This window comes from Sporosarcina aquimarina (assembly GCF_033253705.1).
In the GTDB taxonomy this organism is placed as follows: domain Bacteria; phylum Bacillota; class Bacilli; order Bacillales_A; family Planococcaceae; genus Sporosarcina; species Sporosarcina aquimarina.
Genome location: NZ_JAUBDH010000004.1, coordinates 305339 through 328487 on the forward strand (window position 1 = coordinate 305339; position 23149 = coordinate 328487).

Here is a 23149-nt window from a genome sequence, read left to right on the forward strand (position 1 = left end):
AGTTCTAACCTGAAACGAATCATGTTTCGGGATTGTTCGCTGAACTCATATGGCACTCATTATCGCCGGCTTTTCCATCCGCGTCAAGCCGACATAGGAATTTCTAGATAGATTGTACAAACCCCGGGAGATTGCCTACGTGATTTTTGTGTTGTATTTCTGCGTACCTTCTTTGATGACTGGGCGCGTGTGTTCTCTTTTGATAGGGGGTTCGACTGATTGATCATTCCATTACTAATATTGGTGCCGTTTGTGGCATCACTTTTTGTTCCGCTTTTGTATACATATGTCCACAGTAAGAAAATCGGCTGGTTGGTATTACCATTTCCTCTCATTTTGTTCATTTTTCTTTGTTTTCAAATCCCTAAACTTGGTGCAGGCGACAGTTTGTTTTACACAATTCATTGGTTACATGCAGCAAACATTCATTTCACTACCCATCTAGATGGTCTTAGTATGATTTTAGGACTGCTCATTACTGGGATGGGTACGCTCGTCGTTATGTATTCTATTTACTATCTTTCTGAGCGTGAAGCGCTTGGTCGTTTTTATATGTACTTGTTATTATTCATGGGCTCTATGCTAGGTGTCGTTTTTTCTGACAATGTATTGGTGCTTTACGTATTCTGGGAATTGACAAGTGTCTCATCCTTCTTACTGATCGCGTTTTGGCATCAGCGGAAGAATTCCCGTGCAGGTGCAAAAAAGGCGATGCTGATTACAGTGACCGGCGGAGTTGGTATGCTCGTTGGATTCTTGATGATGCATCAGATGACAGGGACGTACAGCATTCAAGAAATGATTGGGATGGCAGGAACCCTTCCCGCAGAAACCTTATTCGTACCAGCGATGTTACTGATTCTTTTAGGTGCGTTCACGAAGTCCGCACAATTTCCATTTCATATTTGGCTTCCAGACGCGATGGAAGCACCGACACCTGTCAGTGCATATTTACACTCAGCTACGATGGTAAAAGCGGGGATTTACTTAGTAGCCCGCTTCATCCCAGTATTCGGTGAAAGTGAATTATGGTTCTATTCGGTTACATTTGTGGGCTTGATAACCTTGTTCTGGGGCTCGTTTAATGCAGTGCGTCAAAATGATTTAAAAGCTTTGCTGGCCTATTCAACAATTAGTCAGCTGGGTCTGATTATGAGTTTACTCGGAATCGGTTCAGCTGCGATGCTTAACCTACCCGGGGTGGATAAAACCCTATATACCGCAGCGGCATTTGCGGGGCTATTTCACTTAATTAATCACTCCACATTTAAAGGTGCGTTATTTATGATTATCGGTATCGTCGATCATGAACTTGGAACACGCGATATCCGTAAGCTGGGCGGCCTTGCTATCTTCATGCCTATTACGTTTAGTATTGCACTCGCAGGAAGTTTTTCAATGGCAGGTCTACCGCCGTTCAACGGGTTTTTAAGTAAGGAACTATTTTTAGAAGCGAGTCTCGCAGTTCAGCAGCTCGCACTTCCCGGAGTTCACGTGTGGATTCCGATCGTTGCATGGGTGGCCAGTGTACTAACATTCGTCTACTGCATGATTATAGTCTTTCAAACGTTTTTCGGCCGCCAGCAGCAACAGCCAGCTTGGGTGGATCGCGGAGCACACGATCCTCAACCTGGAATGCTGCTTGCGCCATCGGTCTTAGGTGTGATGATTGTTGCGCTGTTTTTCTTTCCAAATGTTTTGGCGAAGTGGATCGTGCAGCCAGCGATGGGTGCAATCTATCCCTCGTTCGGAAATCCGGAAACACTCGTTCCGCACATTGCGGCTTGGCATGGTTTTACACCTGCATTCTGGATGACAATCGGCATTATTCTATTCGGCGCAGTACTGTATATCTTCTTGCCTCAGTGGAGAAGGGTATATACAATTGCTCCTTTTAGCTGGAGAATTGATACGATCTATACGTTGTTGCTAATGCAGCTGGAAGGCAACTCCTATCATTTGACGAACAAGTATATGACAGGACATTTACATCGCTATTTCACATATATTATGCTTTTTTTCATCGCAATGATGGGAACTGCGTTGTCATTGGTCTGGCGGCTGGCATTTAACTTTTCTGAGGACTCGGTCGTCACGTTAAATGAATATATTTTAGTTTTCGTTATGATGATTGCCGCACTCGCAATTCTGTTTGTAAAGTCCCGCCTGATCGCAATTTTGTTGAACGGTGTGCTTGGATTTACCGTTGCGTTTTTGTTTGTCGTTTTACGTGCGCCAGATCTCGCGCTCACTCAAATTGTCGTTGAAACCGTAACGACTGTTTTGTTTTTACTTACATTCCGATTCATGCCGGATTGGAAAAAAGAAACACCTCGTCGTCCTGTGAAAATGTTGAATATTTTTATCGCGGTCGCTTCTGGACTTATTGTGATCTTGACGGCACTTATCGTTCAAGGAAACCGTTTGTTTGAACCGATTTCCAAGTACTTTGAAGATGCCAAGACACTAACAGGCGGAGGCAATATCGTGAACGCGATTTTAGGGGACTTCCGTGCGTTCGATACGATGCTTGAGATTGTTGTGTTGTTCATCGGCGGGCTTGGGGTTTATGTCCTTATTCGACTGAAAGACAAAAAAGGCGGTGACCAAAATGAAGATCAATGATGTCATTTTGCAGACTGTCACCAAAATCGTGGTATTCATCATTTTAACGTTTGGCGTTGAGCTCTTCATCTCAGGACATAACGATCCAGGCGGCGGGTTCTCTGGCGGTCTTGTATTGGCTTCAGCGTTGCTGCTGCTTTACATGACGTATGATATTGAAACTGTGCATCAAGGCATTCCGTTCGACTTCAAAAAGATAGCAGGGCTTGGTGTCTTCCTGGCTGTTAGCAGCAGTGCGATTCCTATGCTCTTTAGCAATCAATTTTTAACCCAGAAGAAAGGTGAATTCGCTCTTGCTGTATTTGGCAATACCGAATTATCCATGGTGCTCTTATTCGAAGCGGGAGTAGCGCTAACGGTGGTTGGCGTGGTCGTCACCATTCTTTTAACGATCAGTGAGGATGTGAGTTAAATGGAGACATTAATAACGTTATTAGTAGGGGTTCTTGTCATGGTGGCCGTCTACTTACTGCTTTCCCGCAATTTTGTTCGGATTATTTTAGGGACTGCTGTTCTTTCCCATGCCATCCATTTACTAATCCTCGCGATGGGTGGTTTGAAGAAGGGCGGTGCTCCGTTACTGACCGAAGAAGGTTCGAACTATACCGATGCTCTTCCGCAGGCCCTGATTCTGACTGCGATTGTCATTAGTTTTGCGGTCACAGCATTTCTCCTTGTTTTGGCGTATCGAATCTATCGGGAAACCGGTGCTGATAATTTAGATAACGTAAGGAGAGAACTCGATGACTAATGCACTTGTATATCCAGTACTCATTCCGCTGTTAACTGCAATCGTTATCACGTTCTTCAGAAACTCTCTCATTCTACAGCGGATTCTTAGCTTTTTAGCAACAGCAAGTTCTGCTGGGATTGGTGTCTATTTACTGATGCGGATACAATCGGATGGTATTTTAAGATTGGATTTCGGCGGATGGTCGCCCCCATATGGAATACTATTTGTAGGCGACTCTTTTGCCCTGCTGCTCGTTACTGCGGCTGCCACAGTAACGAGTCTAATTCTGCTCTATGCGTTCTCCACAATAGGAGAGTCCTTCGAAAAAATGTATGTCTATCCATTCATGCTCTTTTTACTGGCAGGTGTAAATGGATCATTTTTAACAGGTGATGTATTTAACTTATTCGTGTGTTTTGAAGTGATGCTGCTTGCCTCTTATGCATTATTGGTTTTAGGAGGCCGGAAAGTACAACTTGTTGAAGCATTCACTTATATTACGATAAACGTACTAGCTTCTTGGTTTTTCCTGCTCGCGATCGCCTACCTTTATGGAGCGACAGGAACACTTAACATGGCACATCTGGCTGTCCGTGTTACTGAGAATGGTCAAGGCGCGATGTTGACCATCATCAGCTTACTGTTTTTACTCGTGTTCAGTTTGAAAGCGGGGTTGCTCTTATACTTCTGGTTACCTGGATCCTATAGTGCGCCTCCTGCAGCGATTGCCGCATTATTTGGTGCGCTTCTTACGAAAGTCGGGATCTATGCGATGGTACGCCTGTTTACACTTGTCTTTACTCATTCTCCGGAAATTACTCACTCCATTATCGGGATTATGGCGGCATTGACGCTTATCGGAGGGAGCATTGGCGCGCTTTCTACGCGGGATATCCGGCAAATCATCTCATATAACGTGGTGATTGCGGTAGGGTTTATTCTAGTTGGGTTAGCTGCAGGTAACGAAGTGGCGCTCCAGGGATCCATCTATTATGTACTCCACGATATGGTCGTAAAAGCGATGCTGTTCTTAGCGGGCGGTCTAATGATTTCCTTGACAGGTAAGGCGAGAATTGGAGAGATTAGCGGCCTGTTGAAAAACTACCCGTCCCTCGGATGGCTCTTTTTCCTCGCGATGTTATCCCTGACAGGAATTCCGCCATTCAGCGGATTCATCGGTAAAGTACTGCTTGGTGAAGGATTGATTGAAGCGGAAACATATGTATTGCTAACGTTAGCTTTTTTGTCGAGTCTATTCGTTCTCTATTCTTTACTCCGTATTTTCTTGAATTGCTTCATGGGAGAAGCGGTTATCGGCGAAGAGGAGCAAGTGAAACTGAAAAAAAGCACACTGTTTCCGATTGTCGTTCTTGGCGTGTTAACCTTTGCGATTGGAATTGGGGCAGACGTGCTTGCACCGTTTGTCAATGACGCTGCAGCTACTTTAATAGACCCACAGTCTTACATCGAAGCGGTACTAGACAAAGACTGGTTATTGAAAGACTAGTCAGGAAGAGAGGGGACGAGAAGGATGCCTGCACAACTACTATTGAACCTGTTCATTGCATTTTTATGGATGTTGCTAATCGATGAGGATGAATTACGTTTTTCTACGTTTTATGCAGGCTTCCTTGTTGGTATTGGAATCCTGTTCTTCATGCATCGTTTTTTCGGTACACGCTTTTACTTGCGCCGGGTCTATGCTGCGTTCAAGTTGTTATTCATATTCGTCTGGGAACTGATTCAGTCGAGTGCAGTGGTGTTACGTCAGATTTTAAGTCCAAGACTCAAAATTGAGCCAGGCATCTTTAAGTATGAAACGATGCTGAGAAGCGATGTGGAAATCACTATGTTGTCGATGCTGCTGACCTTGACTCCGGGATCTGTTGTAATGGAAGTTACACCGGATAGTGACGCGTTATACATACATGCAATGGACGTTCAGGAATCCCGTGAAGGGTTATTAAAGCAACTGAAGAATTTTGAAAAGGCGATTATGGAGGTGACCCGATAATGATAGCGACGATGCTTGCAATCTCTGTTGTACTGTTCGCAATAACGATAGGCATTGCGGTGCTCAGACTCATTATTGGGCCCTCCATGCCGGATCGTGTGATTGCGATGGATGTGATTGGTGTAAACTTGCTGGCTACGATAGGTGTAGTGTCCGTCATGTACGGAACAAAAGCGTATTTAGAAGTTATTTTGATACTTGGTATTTTGTCATTCATCAGTACCATTGCCTTTTCAAAATATATCGAGAGGGGGGTTATCGTTGAACGAAAACGAGATCGGTGAATTCATAGGCGCCCTGCTCATTCTCTTTGGAGGTATATTCAGCGTAATCAGCGTGTTTGGTATCATTCGCTTGCCTGATGTCTACACACGCTCACATGCAGCAACCAAAAGTTCTACCTTGTCCGTTTTGCTGACATTAATCGGCGTATTTTTATACTTTCTATTTCACGATAACTTTGTCAGCGTCCGTGTGCTGCTCGGCATTGTCTTTGTATTCCTGACAGCTCCTGTAGCAGGCCATCTTATCATACGCGCCGCCTACCGCTCAAAAGTGGGACTTGCCGATATTTCAGTGGAAGACGAATTATACGAAGTGCTTCATGGGGATTCATCCGAGAAGGACGAAGAGCGCATGTAATGTAAGGATGTTACTTGTAGCGTTTTGATTGGATTGCAGATGTTATGGAAGCACTTGTACCACTTGGAAAGTGCCGATGAAACTTGGGGAAACGCTCGTTATACGTGAAAAGTGCTCATAAAGTTCAGGGAACGCTCATAAAACATGTAAAGTGCTCATAAAGTTCAGGGAACGCTCATAAAACGCGAAAAGCGCTCATAAAGTTCGGGGAACGCTCATAAAACGCGAAAAGTGCTCATAAAGTTCTAGGAACGCTCATAAAACGCGAAAAGCGCTCATAAAGTTCAGGGGACGCTCATAAAACGCGAAAAGCGCTCATAAAGTTCGGGGAACGCTCATAAAACGCGAAAAGCGCTCATAAAGTCTGGGGAATGCCCATAAAACAAAAAGCACTTCCATCACAATCACTTATAATCTATCCAGAACCTCCAATCCCTTTCCACTTCGAAAGGGATTTTATAATGGTATAACGAATATAGATGTAATACTGTGGAAAATTAGGGATGGAGGAGAAATCGATGGCAAAACGTGCACAGCATAAAAAGAGAATGGGCAAACCGGCTAAGATTTTTCTGTGGATCCTCGCGACGCTTATCGTCATTGCAGCAGCTGCACTCATTTTTGTAAATGTTTACATAGCGAAGTCTAAGCCAATAATCGATGGAAAGGCTCAGCTAACTGTTCTGGATGAAAACGTAACGGTCACCCGGGATGAAAATGGTGTGCCTCATTTAGATGCAAAGTCCGATGCTGATTTATATCGTGCTCAAGGGTATGTCCATGCACAGGATAGATTGTTTCAAATGGATCTCGCGCGCAGACAGGCGAGCGGAAGGCTGTCTGAAGTTGTCGGCGCAAAAGCAATCGATACTGATAAACAGTTTCGCACATTCAGTTTAAGAAACGCAGCAGAGAAATCATTCGACACATACGGTGATGATGCGAAACAAGTACTCGAATGGTACGCAGATGGGGTCAATGAATTCATAGAAGAAGTAAAAGACAATGGAAAGTTGTCCTATGAATTTAAGCTGCTCGGTTATGAGCCTGAACCTTGGACACCGATTGATTCGCTGATAATTGGAAAGTATATGGCGTATGACCTTGGCGGGAAGTGGACGCCGCAAGCCATGCGTCACTGGGCACTTAATGAGTATTCAGAAGAGAAAGCAATGGACTTATTCATTACCTATCCGGAAAATGCAGAGTCGATCATGGAAGCAAATAGGAAAAATCCAGTGCAAGTGGCGGGGCAGTTTGATCCTGGATTACTACCGCATGAATTCAATGGAAGCAACAACTGGGTGGTGTCTGGTGACAAAACAAAATCAGGCAAACCGTTACTTGCTGATGATCCGCACTTAGGCCTTAGCACCCCATCGATCTGGCATCAGATTCATTTGAAATCACCGGAGCAAAATGTTAGCGGGGTTATTTTTGCAGGAATCCCGGGCATCATCCTCGGACATAACGAAAAAGTGGCGTGGGGTGTGACAAATGTGGGGCCGGATGTCCAAGATCTGTATATTGAAACTCCCAACCCCGACGATCCTACGCAATTTCAATACGATGGTGAATGGGAACAGGCCGAAGTGCGGGATGAAACAATCAGCGTAAAAGGTGAAGAAGATGTACCTTTTGAAGTGCTGGTCACCAGGCATGGGCCGGTTATTACTGATGTGATCTATAAGGATGAAAAGCCTGATGCTGTATTCTCCATGCAGTGGACGGCATTGGAACCAAGTAATGAACTTGAAGCAATCATGGATTTGAACAAGGCGGATGATTGGGAGTCTTTTGAAACGGCTTTGGAAGCATTCAGCGCACCGGCGCAAAATTTTGTGTTTGCATCGACTGACGGTACAATCGCGTTCAAAGCGAACGGAAAGATTCCGATTCGTAAGAAAGGCGATGCCCAGCTGCCGGTTCCGGGAAATTCATCAGAATACGGATGGGATGGGTATGTACCGTATGATGAACTGCCGACTCTAGTGAACCCGAAAGAAGGTTTCATCGCAACAGCTAATAATGAGGTAGTGGACGATAACTATCCGTATCACATTACAAAGTTTTGGGCGCAGCCATATCGTTACGAGCGAATTGCTGAAGTACTTCGCAGTGGCGACCAATTTACAGCTGAAGACATGATGGACTTACAGATGGATCAAAAGAATTTGCATGCAGGAGAATTTTTAGACGATCTGATTGGTTCAATTGAAAGAATGGATCGAAAAGAGAGTTACAAAGGAATACTGACTCAACTGAAAAATTGGAATCAGGTGGATTCAGCAGATGCACCCGAGCCTCTGATATTCCATAAGTTAATGAAACAATTGCCGGTCACGATGTTTGCGCCAGATATGCCTGCTGACGTCTACGAATTCATGCCAGGCAAGCCGCAATTGACAGATCAGTTTTTACGGAATGCATATAACGGAGATCCCTCAACTTGGGTGTTAGAGTACGGCGGTGTCGATCAGTGGGTGTTCGATGCTTTTAAAAAGACGGTTGCTGGTTTAAAAGAAGATTATGGTGATAATCCGGAGAAATGGCAGTGGGGAGATTACCATCAGCTTGTGTTCCCGCATCCGTTATCGAGCGCTTCGCCAATTCTGGCACACTTCCTAGATCCTAAAAAGCAACCAGTTGGAGGATCAGGAATTACCGTGCAAGCCGCCTCATTTAAAGATGACGGCAGTGCGAATCACGGAGCTTCTTGGCGCTTTGTTGCAGACTTGGATGATTTATCGAAAGCGAACCATATCGTAGGGCCGGGTCAAGCGGGTCATATGAAGTCACAATGGTTCCATGACCAAGCGGATGACTGGGTAAGAGGCGATTTCCATGAAACACAATTGCAAGGCGATGTGAAAGATGGGCATGTGTTAACGCTTGAAGCGAAATAACAAAGTGAAGCAGAGGGGCTTGATCTCCTCTGTTTTTTTGTGTTCAGTTGTTTGAGATGATGGATTTGCTGTTTGGGTGTTCTGGATTTTCTGGCTAAGCGCTCGATTGTTATGTCGAAGCGCCCGATACGCGAGGCAACCCGCCCGATATCGCAGAGAACCTGCCCGATACGCGGGGTAACCCGCCCGATATCGAGGAGAACCCGCCCGATACGCTGGGCAATCCGCCCGATATCGAGAAGAACCCGCCCGATACGCGAGGCAACCCGCCCGATATCGAGACGAACCCGCCCGATATCCGGGGCAACCCGCCCGATATCGAGGAGAACCCGCCCGATACGCGGGGCAATCCGCCCGATATCGAGGAGAACCCCGCCCGATTTCCCGGAGAATCCCCCAGTCAGCCCCAGCGAAACACTCAATACCCAAGCGAAAGCGTTCATGACACTGGCTTAAATAATCATTTTCCCTATCATTCAAACGACCGTTTGATATTGGTTGCAAATCGTCAGAATAACGCATATACTAGAAGTACAATCAAACAGGCATTTGAATGATGAGGAGGCGGAGAAAGTTGAAAATGATTGATACATGTGACGAAGAAATTGTCCACGACTCACTTGTCGTTGAAATCCAAGAAGAACTGCCGCGAGTTGGCGATATGGTCCAGCTGTTTAAAGCGCTCGCAGATGAAACGAGACTTAAGATTGCCTATTCATTAACGTTAAAACAAGAACTGTGTGTATGTGATGTCGGAGCGATCATTGGTGCATCCAATGCTACGGCATCCCATCATTTAAGATATTTAAAAGAAAACGGTTTAGCCCGCTCCGAACGCAGAGGTAAAATGGTCTACTATTCTCTGGCGGATGATCATGTCTTTCAACTAGTGAAAATTGCGCACGAACATACGATGGAAGGTGAAGAGAATGGCTGACACGACTTTGAACGAATATCGTTTAGAGAACTTGAGCTGCGCCAATTGTGCCATGAAATTTGAAAAAAACGTGAGCCGGCTTCCGAACGTTGAAGAGGCCACAGTTAACTTTGGTGCAAGTAAACTGTCCTTTGCAGGCGCTGCAACTGTAGACGAGCTTGAATCTGCAGGCGCATTTGACGGCATTCGTGTCGTTCCTGTTTCCCAGCGGAAGCCTACCCAGAAAACACCATTCTTCAAACGCAAAGAAAACATTGTCTCACTTATTTCACTCATTTTCTTAGCGGTGGGCCTAATAGTTTCCAACCAATACGGAGAAAGCAATATAACAGCAATTCTATTATTTGCCACAGCGATTGTCGTTGGCGGGACATCGATGTTCATCGATGGACTCAAAAATCTAGTACGTTTGGAATTTGATATGAACACGCTTATGACCATTGCTATCATTGGTGCGGCCATCATTGGCGAATGGCGTGAAGCGGCTGTTGTCGTACTCCTTTTTGCAATCAGTGAAGCGCTCGAATCTTATTCGATGAACAAAGCTCGGCAGTCAATCAGCAGCTTGGTGGACATTGCGCCGCCTTCAGCGCTCATTCGCCGTAACGAAGAGACGTTTGAACTGCCTACTGAAGATATTCGAATAGGGGATGTCTTAATCGTCAAGCCTGGCCAAAAGATTGCAATGGATGGCACCGTGCTGACTGGTCGTTCTACAGTCAACCAAGCTGCGATTACGGGTGAATCGGTTCCTGTTACAAAGCAGGCTGAAGATACCGTCTTTGCAGGAACGCTGAACGAAGAAGGTTCCTTAGAAGTCACAGTAACGAAGCTGGTTGAAGACACGACCATCGCGAAGATTATCCATCTTGTCGAAGATGCACAGGCTGAAAAAGCACCCTCCCAACAGTTCATCGATAAGTTTGCGAAATACTACACACCCGCCATTATCGTTATTGCAGCACTGACCGCTGTTATCCCGCCATTATTAGGTGCGGACTGGCAAACGTGGATTTATCAAGGGCTTGCTGTCCTTGTTGTAGGCTGTCCTTGTGCACTAGTTGTCTCGACACCAGTTGCAATCGTAACTGCGATTGGAAATGCGGCACGTCAAGGCGTCCTCATTAAAGGCGGCGTTCATTTGGAAGAAATGGGGCATATTAAGACCATTGCTTTCGATAAAACCGGGACATTGACAAAAGGGTATCCGGAAGTGACAGATATCATCGCTGCAGGAGGCAGAAGCGAAGCTGAACTGTTGCAGTCTGTCGCGGCGGTAGAGAGACTGTCGCAACACCCTTTGGCAAGAGCGTTAGTCAATGCTTCAGAAAGTCATCAGTTGCCAGCAATTCAAGCATTGGATTTCCAATCAGTCACAGGAAAAGGCGCGATAGCAAATGTGAACGGCCTCAGCGTTGCTGTTGGAAGTATTCGCTGGATAGAAGAACTTGCTGAACTGCCCGCAACAGCTATAAAAAAAGCATCCGATATGCAGACGGAAGGGAAATCCGTTATGGGAGCTGTGATAGACGGGGCGTTTGCAGGACTATTCGCCGTCGCGGATCCAGTCCGTCCTGAAAGTAAGCCTGTTCTTGAGCGTTTGAGAGAAATTGGAGTTAATACAACGGTCATGCTGACGGGAGATGATCCTAAAACGGCACAAGCCATTGCGGCACGTTTAGGTATAGATGACGTTCGTGCAGGACTGATGCCTGAAGACAAACTCACTGCAATTCGTGAGTTAAGTGAAGGAAAAAAACGCGTAGCAATGGTCGGAGACGGCATTAATGATGCACCAGCACTCGCAGCAGCATCGGTAGGAATCGCAATGGGCGGTGCAGGAACAGATGCTGCTTTAGAAACTGCTGACATCGCGCTCATGGCAGATGATCTTGAACAATTACCTTATACAGTGAAATTAAGTCGAAAAACATTGCGAACTATCAAAGAAAACATTATGTTTGCAGTAGGACTAAAAATCGCTGCACTGCTTCTCGTCATCCCAGGCTGGTTGACATTATGGATCGCCATTTTCGCAGATATGGGTGCTACACTTCTTGTTGTGTTGAATTCACTTCGATTAATGAGGATCCAAAAGTAAGAAGCAGTCGTTTGGAGGAACTTCCCTATGCAACTTAAAGAATGGACAATGGTGGAACAGGAACAGCTGATTCACTTCATGACAACGAATACATGGCCATTTCATGGTCAAGAAAAATCGGATCGGGAATTGATCGAAAAGACAATCCGAGAAGGCGGGTACGAGTCAGATGAAGTGAAAACATTTTGGCTCGTTAATGATAATGGTGAGAAAGTGGGCATCGCAAAGATTCATGACTTACAAGACGATGTCCCATTGTTCGATTTGCGGATTGCCGACCGCTATCGGGGCAGGGGATATGGAGCCAGCGCGTTACGTCTTATGGCAGATTACGTGTTCGGATTACCTGAAGGCAAGAATCGATTGGCGGGCCATACACGTCATGATAACTTAGCGATGCGGAAAACATTTGAGCGTTCCGGCTTTGTAAAAGAAGGTCATTTGCGCCAAGCATGGTTTTCTCCTGAAGAGGATCGCTATTATGATGCAATCACCTACGGAATTACAAGGGACGATTATATGGCAGGTGAACAAACGCCTGTTGTGTGGGAAGACCATGATGAAGACTCTATCCCAACCCAAGAAATCCCGGACTTTCCCGACCAATTCGAGTCGGAGAGATTACTCATCCGCATGCCTTCATTAAGTGATGTTTCAGATGTGAATAATGGAATTGCTCAAACTCTCCTTAGCTTGCGTGAGTGGATGCCGTGGGCTTATGAGCCACAAACATTAGCTGATACGGAAAAACGGATGAGACAAGCAATTGCAGACTTCATCACGAAAACCGATCTGCGGTTACATTTGTTTGATAAACAATCCGGCGAATTCATCGGCTCGTCTGGCCTGCATCGAATCGATTGGTCAGTGCCTAAATTTGAAATTGGCTATTGGCTTGTCGATGGTTATGAAGGTAAAGGATACATGACCGAAGCTGTTGAACGTATAGCAGAGTTTGCGTTTGAAGAATTAGGCGCGCGCCGTGTAGATATCCGGTGTGACGAACACAACAAAAAAAGCCGCGCCGTTGCAGAACGGGCAGGCTTTGAATTAGAGGCTGTGTTGAAAAACGATTCCCGTTCCGCAGATGGTTCAGAACTTCGCAATACAGTGATCTATGTTAAAATAAGTAAATAAACGCAGAAAAGGGATGCCGGTATTTTTCCGACATCCCTTTCTTTAAACGGACTTCCTACCAGAAATCAAGTTGAGAATGAATACGATCAACGCGATAACAAGCAAGATATGAATGAGGCCTCCGCCAATTTTGAAAACTAGGCCAAGCACCCAGAATACAATAAGTGCTACAATAATAATCCAAAGTAATCTACCCATAATGTCTTTCACTCCTTTCAAAAACGTGATTGAATTGGTTATAATGTTTAGATACCCAGGATTAAAATGTGTTAAACACACCGAAAAAAATATTTCGTGAAACTAAGCAGTAAATTTCCTTGGAGGTGCTTGAGTTGGCAACACCGAGTATGGAAGACTACATCGAACAGATTTATTTACACATTGAAGCGAAAGGTCAGGCGCGAGTTTCGGACGTGGCAGAATCTCTTTCAGTACTTCCTTCATCAGTTACGAAGATGGCGCAAAGACTTCATAAAGAAGGTTATGTCGTTTATGAACGATACAAAGATATCAGTTTAACGACCAGAGGCCGTAAATTTGGTGAACGGCTTGTACAGCGACATGAACTATTAGAACAATTCTTACGGATTATTGGGGTTAAAGAAGAAAACGTCTATGGGGATGTTGAAGGAATTGAGCATCACTTGAGCTGGGATGCGATGGATCGAATAACGGATCTAGTACAAGCGATGAATGAGGACCAAAACTTTGTAATCGCACTAAAACAACGCAACGAATAAGTTTAACAACACTACCTTAAGGAAATGGGAGAATACTATGACAAACTTACATGCAGGAACAATACAAACCGTCCGTGTACTGCAGCGGGACGGCTCACGCTGGTTACTGGATTTGGATGGAATCGATTTATACATGAACGCCTCAGAAGCACCTGAAGAGTTAACAGAAGGGGATTCTGTTGAGGTTTTCTTGTTTATGAACCGACGGGGCGAGCTTGCAGCGTCCATGCAGCTGCCTAAAACAACGATGGGTACATATGGATGGGCGCGCGTTTTACGAGTCGATGACAAAGAAGGTGCCTACGTCGATATCGGTGCTTCGTTTGAAGTCCTTGTAAACAAAGCCGATTTGCCGCGTGTCCGCAAACTATGGCCGAAAATTGATGATGAATTATACATGACGCTCCGAACTGATCCTGCGGGCACTCTGTTTGGAAGATTAGCAACTGAGGAAAGAGTATTAGAAGTGATTGGAACTGCAGAGAAATGGCGGATGAATGATAACTTAACAGCTCGGCCTTATAGACTACTTCCCGTAGGCTCTTTCTTGTTGAGTATTCCTGATAATTACCGCATTTTTGTTCACGAAAGTGAGATGGCTGCTGAACCGAGGCTCGGTGAAGAACTTGCGGTTCGGATTATTGACGTTCAAGAAGATGGCACGCTTAACGGTTCCCTATTGCCTCGAAAGCAAGAACGGTTAGATGATGACGCAGAAATGATTCTCGGATATCTGCAAGAAACTGGAGGCAAAATGCCATTCACGGACAAGTCAAATCCAGATGAAATCTCAGAAATGTTCAACTTAAGCAAAGGCGCATTCAAACGTGCACTGGGGAGATTGATGAAGGAAAGTAAAATCGAACAGCGTGATGGCTGGACGTTTCTCAAAGACTAACGGGAACTTTTACCGGCAGATTTCGTATGTATTTGGAAACGAGGGGGTAAAACGATGAAAAGAAAGTTAACGGGTGGCCTTGCATTACTATTGTCGGTCGGGCTATTACTGCCGACAGTTGCATCAGCTGATTCTTCTATCAATGAAAAACTGGGTGTTCCAATTGTAGTTTACGGAGCGAACCTTTCTGACGACGAGCGGGCAAGCGTTAGAAAAAGTTTGAAAGTTGACGAAGAAGCGGAAGTCGAAGAAATCGAAGTGACAGGTAAAGACTTGGTTACGTATATAAAAGACGGGGATCCTAATGCACGGATGTACTCTTCAGCAAAAATAATGCGTCAAGATGCGGGCAAAGGTCTCGTCATTTCCATCGTGACTCAAGACAATATTACACAAGTGACACCTGACATGTATGCGACGGCAATGCTGACAGCAGGAATTGAAGATGCGAAAGTGGATGTCGCTGCACCCAAAAAAGTATCAGGCCATTCGGCTTTAGTAGGTATTTATAAAGCATACGAAGTAAGCGGTGAAAAACTCGACAAAGAACGTACCGATGTTGCGAATGACGAGTTGGACGTTGCGACTAAGTTATCCGAAAAAGGTGTGGATAAAGATAAAGTCGCAGAATTACTGACCGACATTAAACAACAGATTTCCGAACAGAACCCTGCAACAAAAGAAGACGTTGAAAAAATTATTAAAGAACAGCTGGATAAGCACAAAATCGAGCTTAGTGATGCAGATCGTCAATTATTGATCGATTTAATGGATCGGATCAGCAAGCTTGATATTGACTTTTCTAAGTTCTCTCAGCAGCTTGATGATATGGCTTCTAAGGTAAAAGAGAAGTTAGGGGAAATAGATCCAAGCTTTTGGGAGAAAGTCAAAGAGTTCTTTTCCGGTCTTGCGGAATCAGTTAAATCCATCTTTAAGTAATCTGTATGTTAAACTTTCTAAGTAAGTTGACTTCTACAATAATACAATAAAAAATGGGAGGCTGTTTTCATGGAGTTTGAATTCAAAGAAATTGGCGGAGATGCATTTGCATTTCAAAACGTGCAAGATGGCAAAACGATGGCTGAAATTACGTGGACGCTTCTCGGCGATGTCATGGTAATGGATCACACATTCGTTTCTGAAGAGCTTCGTGGCGGCGGAGTTGCCAAAAAACTTTTAGATCGTGCTGCAGATTACGCGAGAGAGCACAACTACAAAATGGAAGCAGTTTGTTCATACGTCGTAACAGCATTCAACCGGTACGATGAATATAATGACGTGAAAGCATAACTACTCCGAGCGGATTGCTTATAATTTTAGCGGTCCGTTTTTTATAACAAAAAGAGGATTATTTGAAACAATTATGGAAGTCATTCGTATAGTAAGCTACTAACTAGAAAAAGTGAGGCGATGTACATTGAATCGAACGGCAGAAAGAGTCCTAGGAATTATCAGCTTGGTTTTTACAGTTATAGGAATCGCAGCTGCGATATTCGGTGCTGTCCTAGTGAATTTAATGAGTACAAATCCTGAAATGCGTGCAGAATTCGAAATGGGCATGAACTCTGATCCTGCGGTGACGCAAGCAGATATGGATATGATTTTCGACTTTTTGGATGCAGTTGGAGGGTTCATGTGGCTCGGAGTGATATTCTTAGTCATTAGCTTAATTTTAACGATTATTGGGCTAGTGAAAATCTGGAACAATAAAAATCCGAAGCTTGCGGGAATTATGTTTATTTTAGCGGGTCTCACAGGTGGGATTCTATCACTCACATCGATTTTGCTCTATATTGCAGGGATCTTATGTTTAGTGAAAAAGCCAACTGCTTACCCGGATGAACCCGTAATTACGGATGCACCGCCTTATGACGATGGAATGCGACCGCTATAAGAAAAGAAATTAAAAAACGTCTCCCGGATTTCTATTGGGAGACGTTTTAATTTAGATGCAAATGGCTGGCTGTGGCATTCTGTAGACATATTGAGCGGTTTCAACAGCGACACCTTCAAAGTCTTCATCGAACACTTCTAGCAAGTGAAAGCCTAACTTTTCATAAAATGCTTTGGCAGGATCATTTAAATCATCAACATAAACGAAAAGTTGCATTGCTCCTTCTAGTAAAGATAAGGCACCTGCAAAAAGTTCAGATCCTAACCCTTTGCGCTGATACTCGGGGAGAATGTAGAGTGCTGTCAATTCTGCGTCCCCGTCTTCATCGATACGGGTCATATTAAAAAATCCGACAGGCTTGTTGTCGTCTTCAGCAATTAGAACTTCGGTTTTCTCCATTCGTTTTAAGAGCATCGGGGCAGAATAAGCACTGTCTAGGAACTTTTGTTGAACGGATTCAGGTAAAATTTCAGTATACGTATCTTTCCACGTGGCACGGGCAATGTGTTGAACGGCAGCAATATCTTCCTCAATCATCTCTCGAATCATTGCGCTTTCACCTCGTTAGTTCTTTTTATCATCATAACAAAAGCCCTATGGGAAAACTAGCGAAAGCAAGAGTTGTCATGAAAATGAAATGTTATCTGCGTTTGGCTGGGAGGAAGTGGGGTATACTTAATAACATGAACACTTACTTAAATGATTATGTTAGTAAAAAATGGAGGTTTGATCGTCATGGCTAAAAAAGGTAATGGAATTCTATTAGCGACACTTGCAGCTGGGGCTTATGCGTATTTCAGTAAAAAAGAAAACCGTGACAAGGCACAAGTTGCGGTAAATAACTTAGTAACCAAAGTAGACTCATTCGTACAGTCGAAAAAAGCGGACTACTCGGACCAGACAAAACGAGGTATGTCGGATCCATATGACTTCCAGGACAATGGAATGGTAAGTGAAGGTGCCCAAACTAGTGTTCACTATTACAACCAAGAAGTAGAAGATAAAAGTAAAGAGTCAAAAGAAGACGGTCTTTATCACAAAAAAGAGGATAAAGAAATTACGGAAAAGCTTGATTCTAAGGAAGCAAAATCAGATTCAGATAAGTCTGAAAAGAAATAGGCTAAAGAAAGAATCTACTTTTACAAGTGGAAAAATTTTTTATTTTTAAACAAACGAGCAGTATAACAATTTCTTATAAAACTTGCAGTGTGTGTTTCTTTCCACATATTGCAAGTTTTTTGTCATGATTCGAAAAGTTAAAGAGTTTTCACAATATGTTTGTTTGTATTTATGAATGCGATTGAGGTATACTTTCTGAAGAGACAACGAGTGTTTTAAAAAATAAAAATCTCTTTGGTTGTTCTACGCTTTTCTTTAAAACGCTTAGAATACTAATAGTTTGAAAATAGTGAAGGTGGATTTCGTGAAAAAAAGAATTGGATTTATAACGATGTTGGCAACAGCCGCCGTTTTGCTAAGTGGTTGTACAAGTGTACAAGAAAAAACAGGAACCTTCTATGGACTGTTTGTTAAGCCGATGGAGTGGTTGCTCCACACTTTGGGAGAAGCGTTTGGCGGGAGTTATGGACTTGCAATCATCGTTATTACGATGGGAATTCGTTTAATCTTAATGCCGCTAATGTTGAAAAATTACAAATCACAGCAAGAAATGAAAGTGAAAATGGATGCGTTGAAACCTGAGATGGAGACGATCCAGAAACAAATGAAGACTGCTAAAGAGGCAGGCAACAAAGAAGAACAAATGAAATTGCAGCAAGAAATGATGGGGCTTTACTCTAAGCATAATGTAAATCCGCTAAATATGGGCTGTCTGCCATTAGTTATTCAAATGCCGATTATCATGGGTCTGTACTTTGCAATTTTGTATGCGGATGATGTTGTCAAGAGTCATCAGTTCTTATGGTTTGAGCTAGGTAAACCCGATATCATCATGATGCTAATTGCAGGTGCGGTATATTTCGTTCAAGCCCGAGTTTCACTTTGGACGATGCCAGAACAGCAAAAAGCTCAAATGAAATTATTTGTTTACATTTCACCGATTATGATTATGTTCATCTCGTACCGAGTGGCAGCTGCACTTCCGTTGTACTGGGCAGTAGGTGGTTTGTTCATGATTTTCCAAACGTACCTAGGACGCAAATTCTATTACAAACATACAGCAGCTGAACTTGCTGTAGAGGCTGATGGACATGTCGATGTAGAAATCGTTGATCCTGAAGATGAAAAACAGCAAAAAGGTAAGAAAAAAGGCAAGTAATCAATAAAAGTCGAGCAGCCGGAGATTTTTCTCTGGCTTCTTTTTAACTAAAGGGCACAAGTTGGTTCTGGAGTGGAGGAATGTGCAAATGAACAGCAAATGGATTTATGGAATCGGAATAGTTGCAGCAGGCGCATTTTCACTCTATTTCATCGTTAAGCTGGATTTTGCAAATGCGTTGATTGGCATGATTGCGCTGTTTGCTTTGACAAATAGCGCAAGGGCTAAGCAATTCCGCAGCCAAGGCATGATTCGTGAAGCGCGTTGGATGCAAGGGTTGTCTGTACTGTTTGCGATTGCACTTGCAGTCGTTTTGTTTTTAAAAATGTTAGGATGAAAAAAGGAAACGGCGCCGCTAACATGCGGAATCGTTTCCTTTTTTAATAGGCAAGCTTTTTTCGGGTGATTAAGACGATGAAAATTGCAGGAATCGTACAGACGGCCATTCCTAAGAATGCGAAACCTGGCGTAATGTCGTAAAGATAGCCCGCGGGGATCGTTAAGATCGCTGTGCTCAAACTCATCGCAAACGCAGCATACATCCCCTGTGCTGAAGCAATCTGTTGTTTCGGAAGACGAGTCGATATGAATTGGATGAACGCGTAATGAGCTATCCCAAACGAAACTGCATGCAGCACTTGTGTCACCACAAAAACCGCGGTGATTGGAAAGAGAAAGACAACAATCCATCGTGTTGTGGAACCTAATGCAGCAATTAAAAACATCGTTGAAATTTTTACGTTCGCAAGTAGTTGATCGGAAATGCGGAAAAACAAAATTTCAAATAACACAGCTACGTTTAAAATAACCCCAATCCATAGTCCGGACACCCCTAAATCATCAAGATATATAAACCCAAAACTATAGTACGCTGCGTGTGCGCCTTGTAAAAGAACAGCAAGGACCGTAACAACTAAAAAACCTTTTGTCTGGAATAACGTCCTTAACTTAGTTTGTGATCTGTCCATTGAAGACGGTTCCGGTTGCGTAGTTAACGCAACAGGTGCGCTTCTCATGAAAAATAAGACAGTGGCAGTTAATCCTGCAATCATTAGATATAAGATTGCCTGTTCGCTCCAAATGGAGGTTGCGGCTCCTACTAAAAGCAGTGCTGCTGTATAGCCGATGGAACCAAATGAGCGGCTCTTTCCGTAGTGGATGCGCTCCGTTTGCATTAGCACCGTTGCACCGCTTTCAACAGCGGGCAAAACCATCGGATAGACTGCACTGAAAATAATGGTAATCACTGCAAGTACCCATAGGGGTGATGCCGGCAAATACAAAACTGCAAGTATAAGCGACAAGATAGACAGCCATTGAATGACCAGCCGCAAGGAGGACTTTTGAGTGAGAATCGGAAAGACTAAAAAAGTGGAAAGTGCTCTCGCCGCCATTCCGATTCCCATAATGACACTAGCTGTTGAAACAGCCAGACCTTTTTCAATGGTTAACCAGCCCGTCCAATAAGGTAGAAATATACCCCATGTAAAAAAGAAAACAAAAAAACTAGCAGATAGCCATCGCTGATTGCCCAATAGAATCATCCTTCATTTAAAAATCACTTTGAAAAAGTAATCATAGCACACAGTTTTATAAAAGGCATAGTAGTCCTGAAGTCAAAATGATGGTAGACTATGAAATGGATTGTTGTAATGAACTTGTAACATATTAGAAATATAAAATAGATTGTCGGAAACAATAAGAAAGAAGGCATTAGTTTGAAGAAACGAAGACAAGATCGCTACAGACCAAAAAAGAATAAGTCAAAAGGGATTACCGCAGTTTTACTACTTATCGCAGCCGTCATGATTGGTTTAGTGATCTGGGTCTCTACAAACGACTGGAGCGTTGAAAAAACTTTGATCCAAGTGGGGTTAGGTGATTTATTGCAAACGAAGTCGGAAGAAAACCAAGCTTCTGAGGGCGAGCCTGAACCAGAGACAGAACCATCGCCAGATGCAGATATCGATAGTACTGACAAACCTTCAGAAGAAACGCCGGATTCTTCCGAACTACCTTCAGAAGAGACGAGCGAGGGCGTGTTTGACGGAGGCTATGTGGAGGGACAGAAATTGCCGAAAGAACCTACCTACGTAAACAACATTTTAGTTGCGAATAAAAAGCATCCTCTTCCAGAAAGTTTTGCTCCAGGTGAAAGTAAAGAAGCCCGTGCCGCATTTGATGAAATGGCCGCGGAAGCTGCGCTGTCAGGTTTTAACTTAACTGCTTTCAGCACGTATCGTTCTTACGACTATCAGGTTACCCTTTACAACCGGTATGCAGATCGAGACGGAAAAGAGGCGGCGGATCGTTACAGCGCACGGCCGGGTTATTCAGAACACCAAACAGGACTTGCATTTGATATTGGAGAACAAAATCATGAAAAGCATTGGGCATCCTCTTCGTTCGGCGAAACAGAAGCCGGCAAATGGCTGCTTGCAAATGCGCATCGCTACGGCTTCATCTTGCGCTACCCTGAAAACAAAGAGGAGATTACAGGGTACATGCACGAAGCGTGGCATTTCCGATTTGTTGGTAAGTCGATATCGGATGAAATCTTCAAGAAAAACATAACCTTAGAAGAGTACTTAGGGTTGGAATAAGGAGAGGGGCCCTAATCACCCCGTGTTCAATATAGAAAACAGGACATCCCAGTTGGGGTGTCCTGTTTTTGGTTGAACTTAAAGTATAGGAGATAGCAGTCTTGAAATGGATTCCTTCACTTTGATCAGACGAGTCCGATTCAAGTACATGTCATAGGTGAGTTCAGTTGACAATTGAATATCTTGCTCAAACAGCTCTGCCAGATCTCGGGATTTCTCACGGTCATAGATGAAAGCATTGATCTCAAAATTGAGACGGAAACTCCGCTCATCGATATTGGCTGTTCCAACAGTAGACAATTCGTCGTCTACAACAATTTGTTTGGCATGGATAAACCCATTTTCGTAAATGTAGACACGAGCGCCCGCTTTTAACAAAAGCCCGATATTCGAATAAGTGGCCCAGTAGACAAACATATGGTCCGGCTTATTCGGAATCATGATTCGGACATCTACTCCAGACAAACATGCGATCCGAAGTGCGTCTAAGAAACTCACATCGGGTATGAAATATGGTGTCTGAATGTAAATGTACTCTTTTGCAATAAAAATCATTTTTAAGTAGCCATCTTTAATTTGTTCCCATTCAGCATCCGGTCCGCTAGAAACGATTTGCATCCCGACAGAGCCTTTTCGTGGAATAACAGGAAAGTAACGATCGTTATATTGAATTTCACTCGAGGCTAATGCCTGATTCCAATCTAGAAGGAAACGGGTTTGTAACGGGTGTACAGCACTTCCTTCAATGCGCAAGTGTGTGTCACGCCAATAGCCGAACTTTTTACTTCTTCCAAGGTATTCATCGCCAACGTTGAACCCGCCAACGTATCCGATACGCCCGTCGACAACAACAATCTTTCTGTGATTGCGATAATTCAAACGGGGGTTAATGAGCGGCAGTAATGCAGGAAAGAACGCTGCCACTTCGCCGCCATTATCCGTGAGTTCTTTTAAGTGTTTGACGTGCAATCCACGAGATCCGATATCATCGAATAACACCCGGACTTGGACGCCTTGTTTGGCTTTTTTTACGAGAATCTCCATGATTTCACTGCCAAGTTTGTCGAGCCTCATAATGTAATATTGAAAATGAATATGATCTTTTGCATTTTCTAAGTCGCGGAGTAAGGACTCAAACTTGGCAACGCCGTCATTAAAGATTTCTACGTCATTATCTTGAGTAAGTACTGCATGATTATTGCGTAAATGTAAATAAATCATATCGTGATAATGAGCCGTATCATCCAATTGGAATTCAAATGTTTCATCCTCGATAGCTTCCATTTGGTAATCGATTAAAGTTTCAATACCGATACGATCGCGTCCAGACCAGCGAAATAAATGCTTCTTTCGTAATTGTCTTCCAAGTAATAGGTAGATGATGAAACCGAAAAGTGGGATGAAAAAGAGTACGAGCAGCCAAGCCCATGTTGACGCCGCATCCCGCCGTTCTAAAAATATAAGAACTCCTGCCAGCAGTATGTTAAGAATCAGTACTGCAATTGTGAGGAAGCCGATAACTCCAGCCATTGTAAACCGCCTTTCTGAACTATGTCATATTCCTATAGTATACATGAACAGGGACGATTGTCTTTGAATTGTAAAATTAGTGCAGGATTCCATTAAAAAGACTGAAAGAGG

At 43.7% G+C, this 23149-nt stretch carries 25 protein-coding genes; 20 read left to right on the forward strand and 5 right to left on the reverse strand.

Features of this window, described 5'->3' with window-relative positions; genetic code table 11:
* Window positions 1-219: 219 nt before the first annotated feature.
* From QT716_RS08720 to QT716_RS08755, 8 genes are all read left to right on the forward strand, one after another.
* Window positions 220-2625, forward strand: a complete 2406-nt coding sequence (locus QT716_RS08720) for a Na+/H+ antiporter subunit A (RefSeq protein ID WP_317935663.1) — start codon at window positions 220-222, stop codon at window positions 2623-2625.
* Window positions 2612-3037, forward strand: a complete 426-nt coding sequence (locus tag QT716_RS08725; protein ID WP_317935664.1) for a Na(+)/H(+) antiporter subunit B — start codon at window positions 2612-2614, stop codon at window positions 3035-3037. Before QT716_RS08720 ends, QT716_RS08725 begins: the two co-directional genes overlap by 14 nt.
* Window positions 3038-3376: a Na(+)/H(+) antiporter subunit C gene (locus QT716_RS08730; protein ID WP_317935666.1), complete on the forward strand. Its 339-nt coding sequence runs from the start codon at window positions 3038-3040 to the stop codon at window positions 3374-3376.
* Window positions 3369-4865: a Na+/H+ antiporter subunit D gene (locus QT716_RS08735; protein ID WP_317935667.1), complete on the forward strand. Its 1497-nt coding sequence runs from the start codon at window positions 3369-3371 to the stop codon at window positions 4863-4865. Before QT716_RS08730 ends, QT716_RS08735 begins: the two co-directional genes overlap by 8 nt.
* 24 nt (window positions 4866-4889) lie before the next feature.
* On the forward strand, window positions 4890-5372 hold the full coding sequence (locus QT716_RS08740; protein ID WP_317935668.1) for a Na+/H+ antiporter subunit E: 483 nt from the start codon (window positions 4890-4892) through the stop codon (window positions 5370-5372).
* On the forward strand, window positions 5372-5656 hold the full coding sequence (locus QT716_RS08745; protein WP_317935669.1) for a Na(+)/H(+) antiporter subunit F1: 285 nt from the start codon (window positions 5372-5374) through the stop codon (window positions 5654-5656). The genes QT716_RS08740 and QT716_RS08745 overlap by 1 nt, the downstream gene beginning before the upstream one ends.
* Window positions 5634-6014: a Na+/H+ antiporter subunit G gene (locus tag QT716_RS08750; protein ID WP_317935670.1), complete on the forward strand. Its 381-nt coding sequence runs from the start codon at window positions 5634-5636 to the stop codon at window positions 6012-6014. Before QT716_RS08745 ends, QT716_RS08750 begins: the two co-directional genes overlap by 23 nt.
* A gap of 518 nt (window positions 6015-6532) precedes the next feature.
* Entirely contained in the window at window positions 6533-8920 is a 2388-nt protein-coding gene (locus QT716_RS08755) for a penicillin acylase family protein (RefSeq protein ID WP_317935671.1), read from the forward strand.
* Between the two features lie 109 nt (window positions 8921-9029).
* Here the strand turns inward: QT716_RS08755 and QT716_RS08760 are convergent, their stop codons facing one another.
* On the reverse strand, window positions 9030-9269 hold the full coding sequence (locus tag QT716_RS08760) for a hypothetical protein (protein WP_317935672.1): 240 nt from the start codon (window positions 9267-9269) through the stop codon (window positions 9030-9032).
* A 231-nt stretch (window positions 9270-9500) separates the two neighbouring features.
* Here QT716_RS08760 and QT716_RS08765 point away from each other — a divergent pair, with 231 nt between their 5' ends.
* Genes QT716_RS08765 through QT716_RS08775 form a run of 3 tightly spaced genes read left to right on the forward strand, consistent with a single transcriptional unit; the run spans window position 9501 to window position 13095 of the window.
* On the forward strand, window positions 9501-9857 hold the full coding sequence (locus QT716_RS08765; protein WP_317935727.1) for an ArsR/SmtB family transcription factor: 357 nt from the start codon (window positions 9501-9503) through the stop codon (window positions 9855-9857).
* Window positions 9850-11958, forward strand: a complete 2109-nt coding sequence (locus QT716_RS08770) for a heavy metal translocating P-type ATPase (RefSeq protein WP_317935673.1) — start codon at window positions 9850-9852, stop codon at window positions 11956-11958. The genes QT716_RS08765 and QT716_RS08770 overlap by 8 nt, the downstream gene beginning before the upstream one ends.
* Before the next feature lie 27 nt (window positions 11959-11985).
* Window positions 11986-13095: a GNAT family N-acetyltransferase gene (locus QT716_RS08775; protein ID WP_317935674.1), complete on the forward strand. Its 1110-nt coding sequence runs from the start codon at window positions 11986-11988 to the stop codon at window positions 13093-13095.
* Window positions 13096-13137: 42 nt separating this feature from the next.
* Here QT716_RS08775 and QT716_RS08780 read toward each other — a convergent pair whose 3' ends face one another.
* Window positions 13138-13293, reverse strand: a complete 156-nt coding sequence (locus tag QT716_RS08780) for a lmo0937 family membrane protein (RefSeq protein ID WP_317935675.1) — start codon at window positions 13291-13293, stop codon at window positions 13138-13140.
* A 134-nt stretch (window positions 13294-13427) separates the two neighbouring features.
* On the opposite strand from QT716_RS08780, the gene mntR reads away from it, so the two are divergent.
* From mntR to QT716_RS08805, 5 genes are all read left to right on the forward strand, one after another.
* The gene (gene mntR / locus QT716_RS08785) at window positions 13428-13835 is read left to right on the forward strand and encodes a transcriptional regulator MntR (RefSeq protein WP_317935676.1); all 408 of its coding nucleotides are present in this window, start codon (window positions 13428-13430) and stop codon (window positions 13833-13835) included.
* 37 nt (window positions 13836-13872) lie between these two features.
* Window positions 13873-14733: a CvfB family protein gene (locus tag QT716_RS08790; RefSeq protein WP_317935677.1), complete on the forward strand. Its 861-nt coding sequence runs from the start codon at window positions 13873-13875 to the stop codon at window positions 14731-14733.
* Between the two features lie 54 nt (window positions 14734-14787).
* A complete protein-coding gene (locus QT716_RS08795) occupies window positions 14788-15672 on the forward strand; it encodes a DUF1002 domain-containing protein (protein WP_317935678.1) in 885 nt (294 codons plus the stop codon).
* A 69-nt stretch (window positions 15673-15741) separates the two neighbouring features.
* The gene (locus QT716_RS08800) at window positions 15742-16023 is read left to right on the forward strand and encodes a GNAT family N-acetyltransferase (RefSeq protein WP_317935679.1); all 282 of its coding nucleotides are present in this window, start codon (window positions 15742-15744) and stop codon (window positions 16021-16023) included.
* Window positions 16024-16150: 127 nt separating this feature from the next.
* Window positions 16151-16627: a DUF4064 domain-containing protein gene (locus QT716_RS08805; RefSeq protein WP_317935680.1), complete on the forward strand. Its 477-nt coding sequence runs from the start codon at window positions 16151-16153 to the stop codon at window positions 16625-16627.
* A gap of 51 nt (window positions 16628-16678) precedes the next feature.
* On the opposite strand, the gene QT716_RS08810 is transcribed toward QT716_RS08805, so the two are convergent.
* On the reverse strand, window positions 16679-17176 hold the full coding sequence (locus QT716_RS08810) for a GNAT family N-acetyltransferase (RefSeq protein WP_317935681.1): 498 nt from the start codon (window positions 17174-17176) through the stop codon (window positions 16679-16681).
* 186 nt (window positions 17177-17362) lie between these two features.
* Between QT716_RS08810 and QT716_RS08815 the strand changes: the two genes are divergently transcribed.
* The 3 genes from QT716_RS08815 to QT716_RS08825 all read left to right on the forward strand — a co-directional run bounded on the left by QT716_RS08815 (window position 17363) and on the right by QT716_RS08825 (window position 19242).
* Window positions 17363-17746 carry a hypothetical protein gene (locus tag QT716_RS08815; protein WP_317935682.1) on the forward strand — a complete coding sequence of 128 codons (384 nt, stop codon included), beginning with the start codon at window positions 17363-17365 and terminating at the stop codon, window positions 17744-17746.
* Between the two features lie 304 nt (window positions 17747-18050).
* Window positions 18051-18905 carry a membrane protein insertase YidC gene (gene yidC, locus QT716_RS08820; RefSeq protein WP_317935683.1) on the forward strand — a complete coding sequence of 285 codons (855 nt, stop codon included), beginning with the start codon at window positions 18051-18053 and terminating at the stop codon, window positions 18903-18905.
* An 88-nt stretch (window positions 18906-18993) separates the two neighbouring features.
* A complete protein-coding gene (locus QT716_RS08825; RefSeq protein WP_317935684.1) occupies window positions 18994-19242 on the forward strand; it encodes a hypothetical protein in 249 nt (82 codons plus the stop codon).
* Between the two features lie 43 nt (window positions 19243-19285).
* Here QT716_RS08825 and QT716_RS08830 read toward each other — a convergent pair whose 3' ends face one another.
* Complete coding sequence (locus QT716_RS08830) at window positions 19286-20449, reverse strand: 3-phenylpropionate MFS transporter (RefSeq protein WP_317935685.1); 1164 nt, start codon at window positions 20447-20449, stop codon at window positions 19286-19288.
* A gap of 174 nt (window positions 20450-20623) precedes the next feature.
* On the opposite strand from QT716_RS08830, the gene QT716_RS08835 reads away from it, so the two are divergent.
* Complete coding sequence (locus QT716_RS08835) at window positions 20624-21508, forward strand: M15 family metallopeptidase (protein WP_317935686.1); 885 nt, start codon at window positions 20624-20626, stop codon at window positions 21506-21508.
* A 78-nt stretch (window positions 21509-21586) separates the two neighbouring features.
* Here the strand turns inward: QT716_RS08835 and cls are convergent, their stop codons facing one another.
* Entirely contained in the window at window positions 21587-23038 is a 1452-nt protein-coding gene (gene cls, locus QT716_RS08840; RefSeq protein WP_317935687.1) for a cardiolipin synthase, read from the reverse strand.
* Between the last annotated feature and the right edge of the window lie 111 nt (window positions 23039-23149).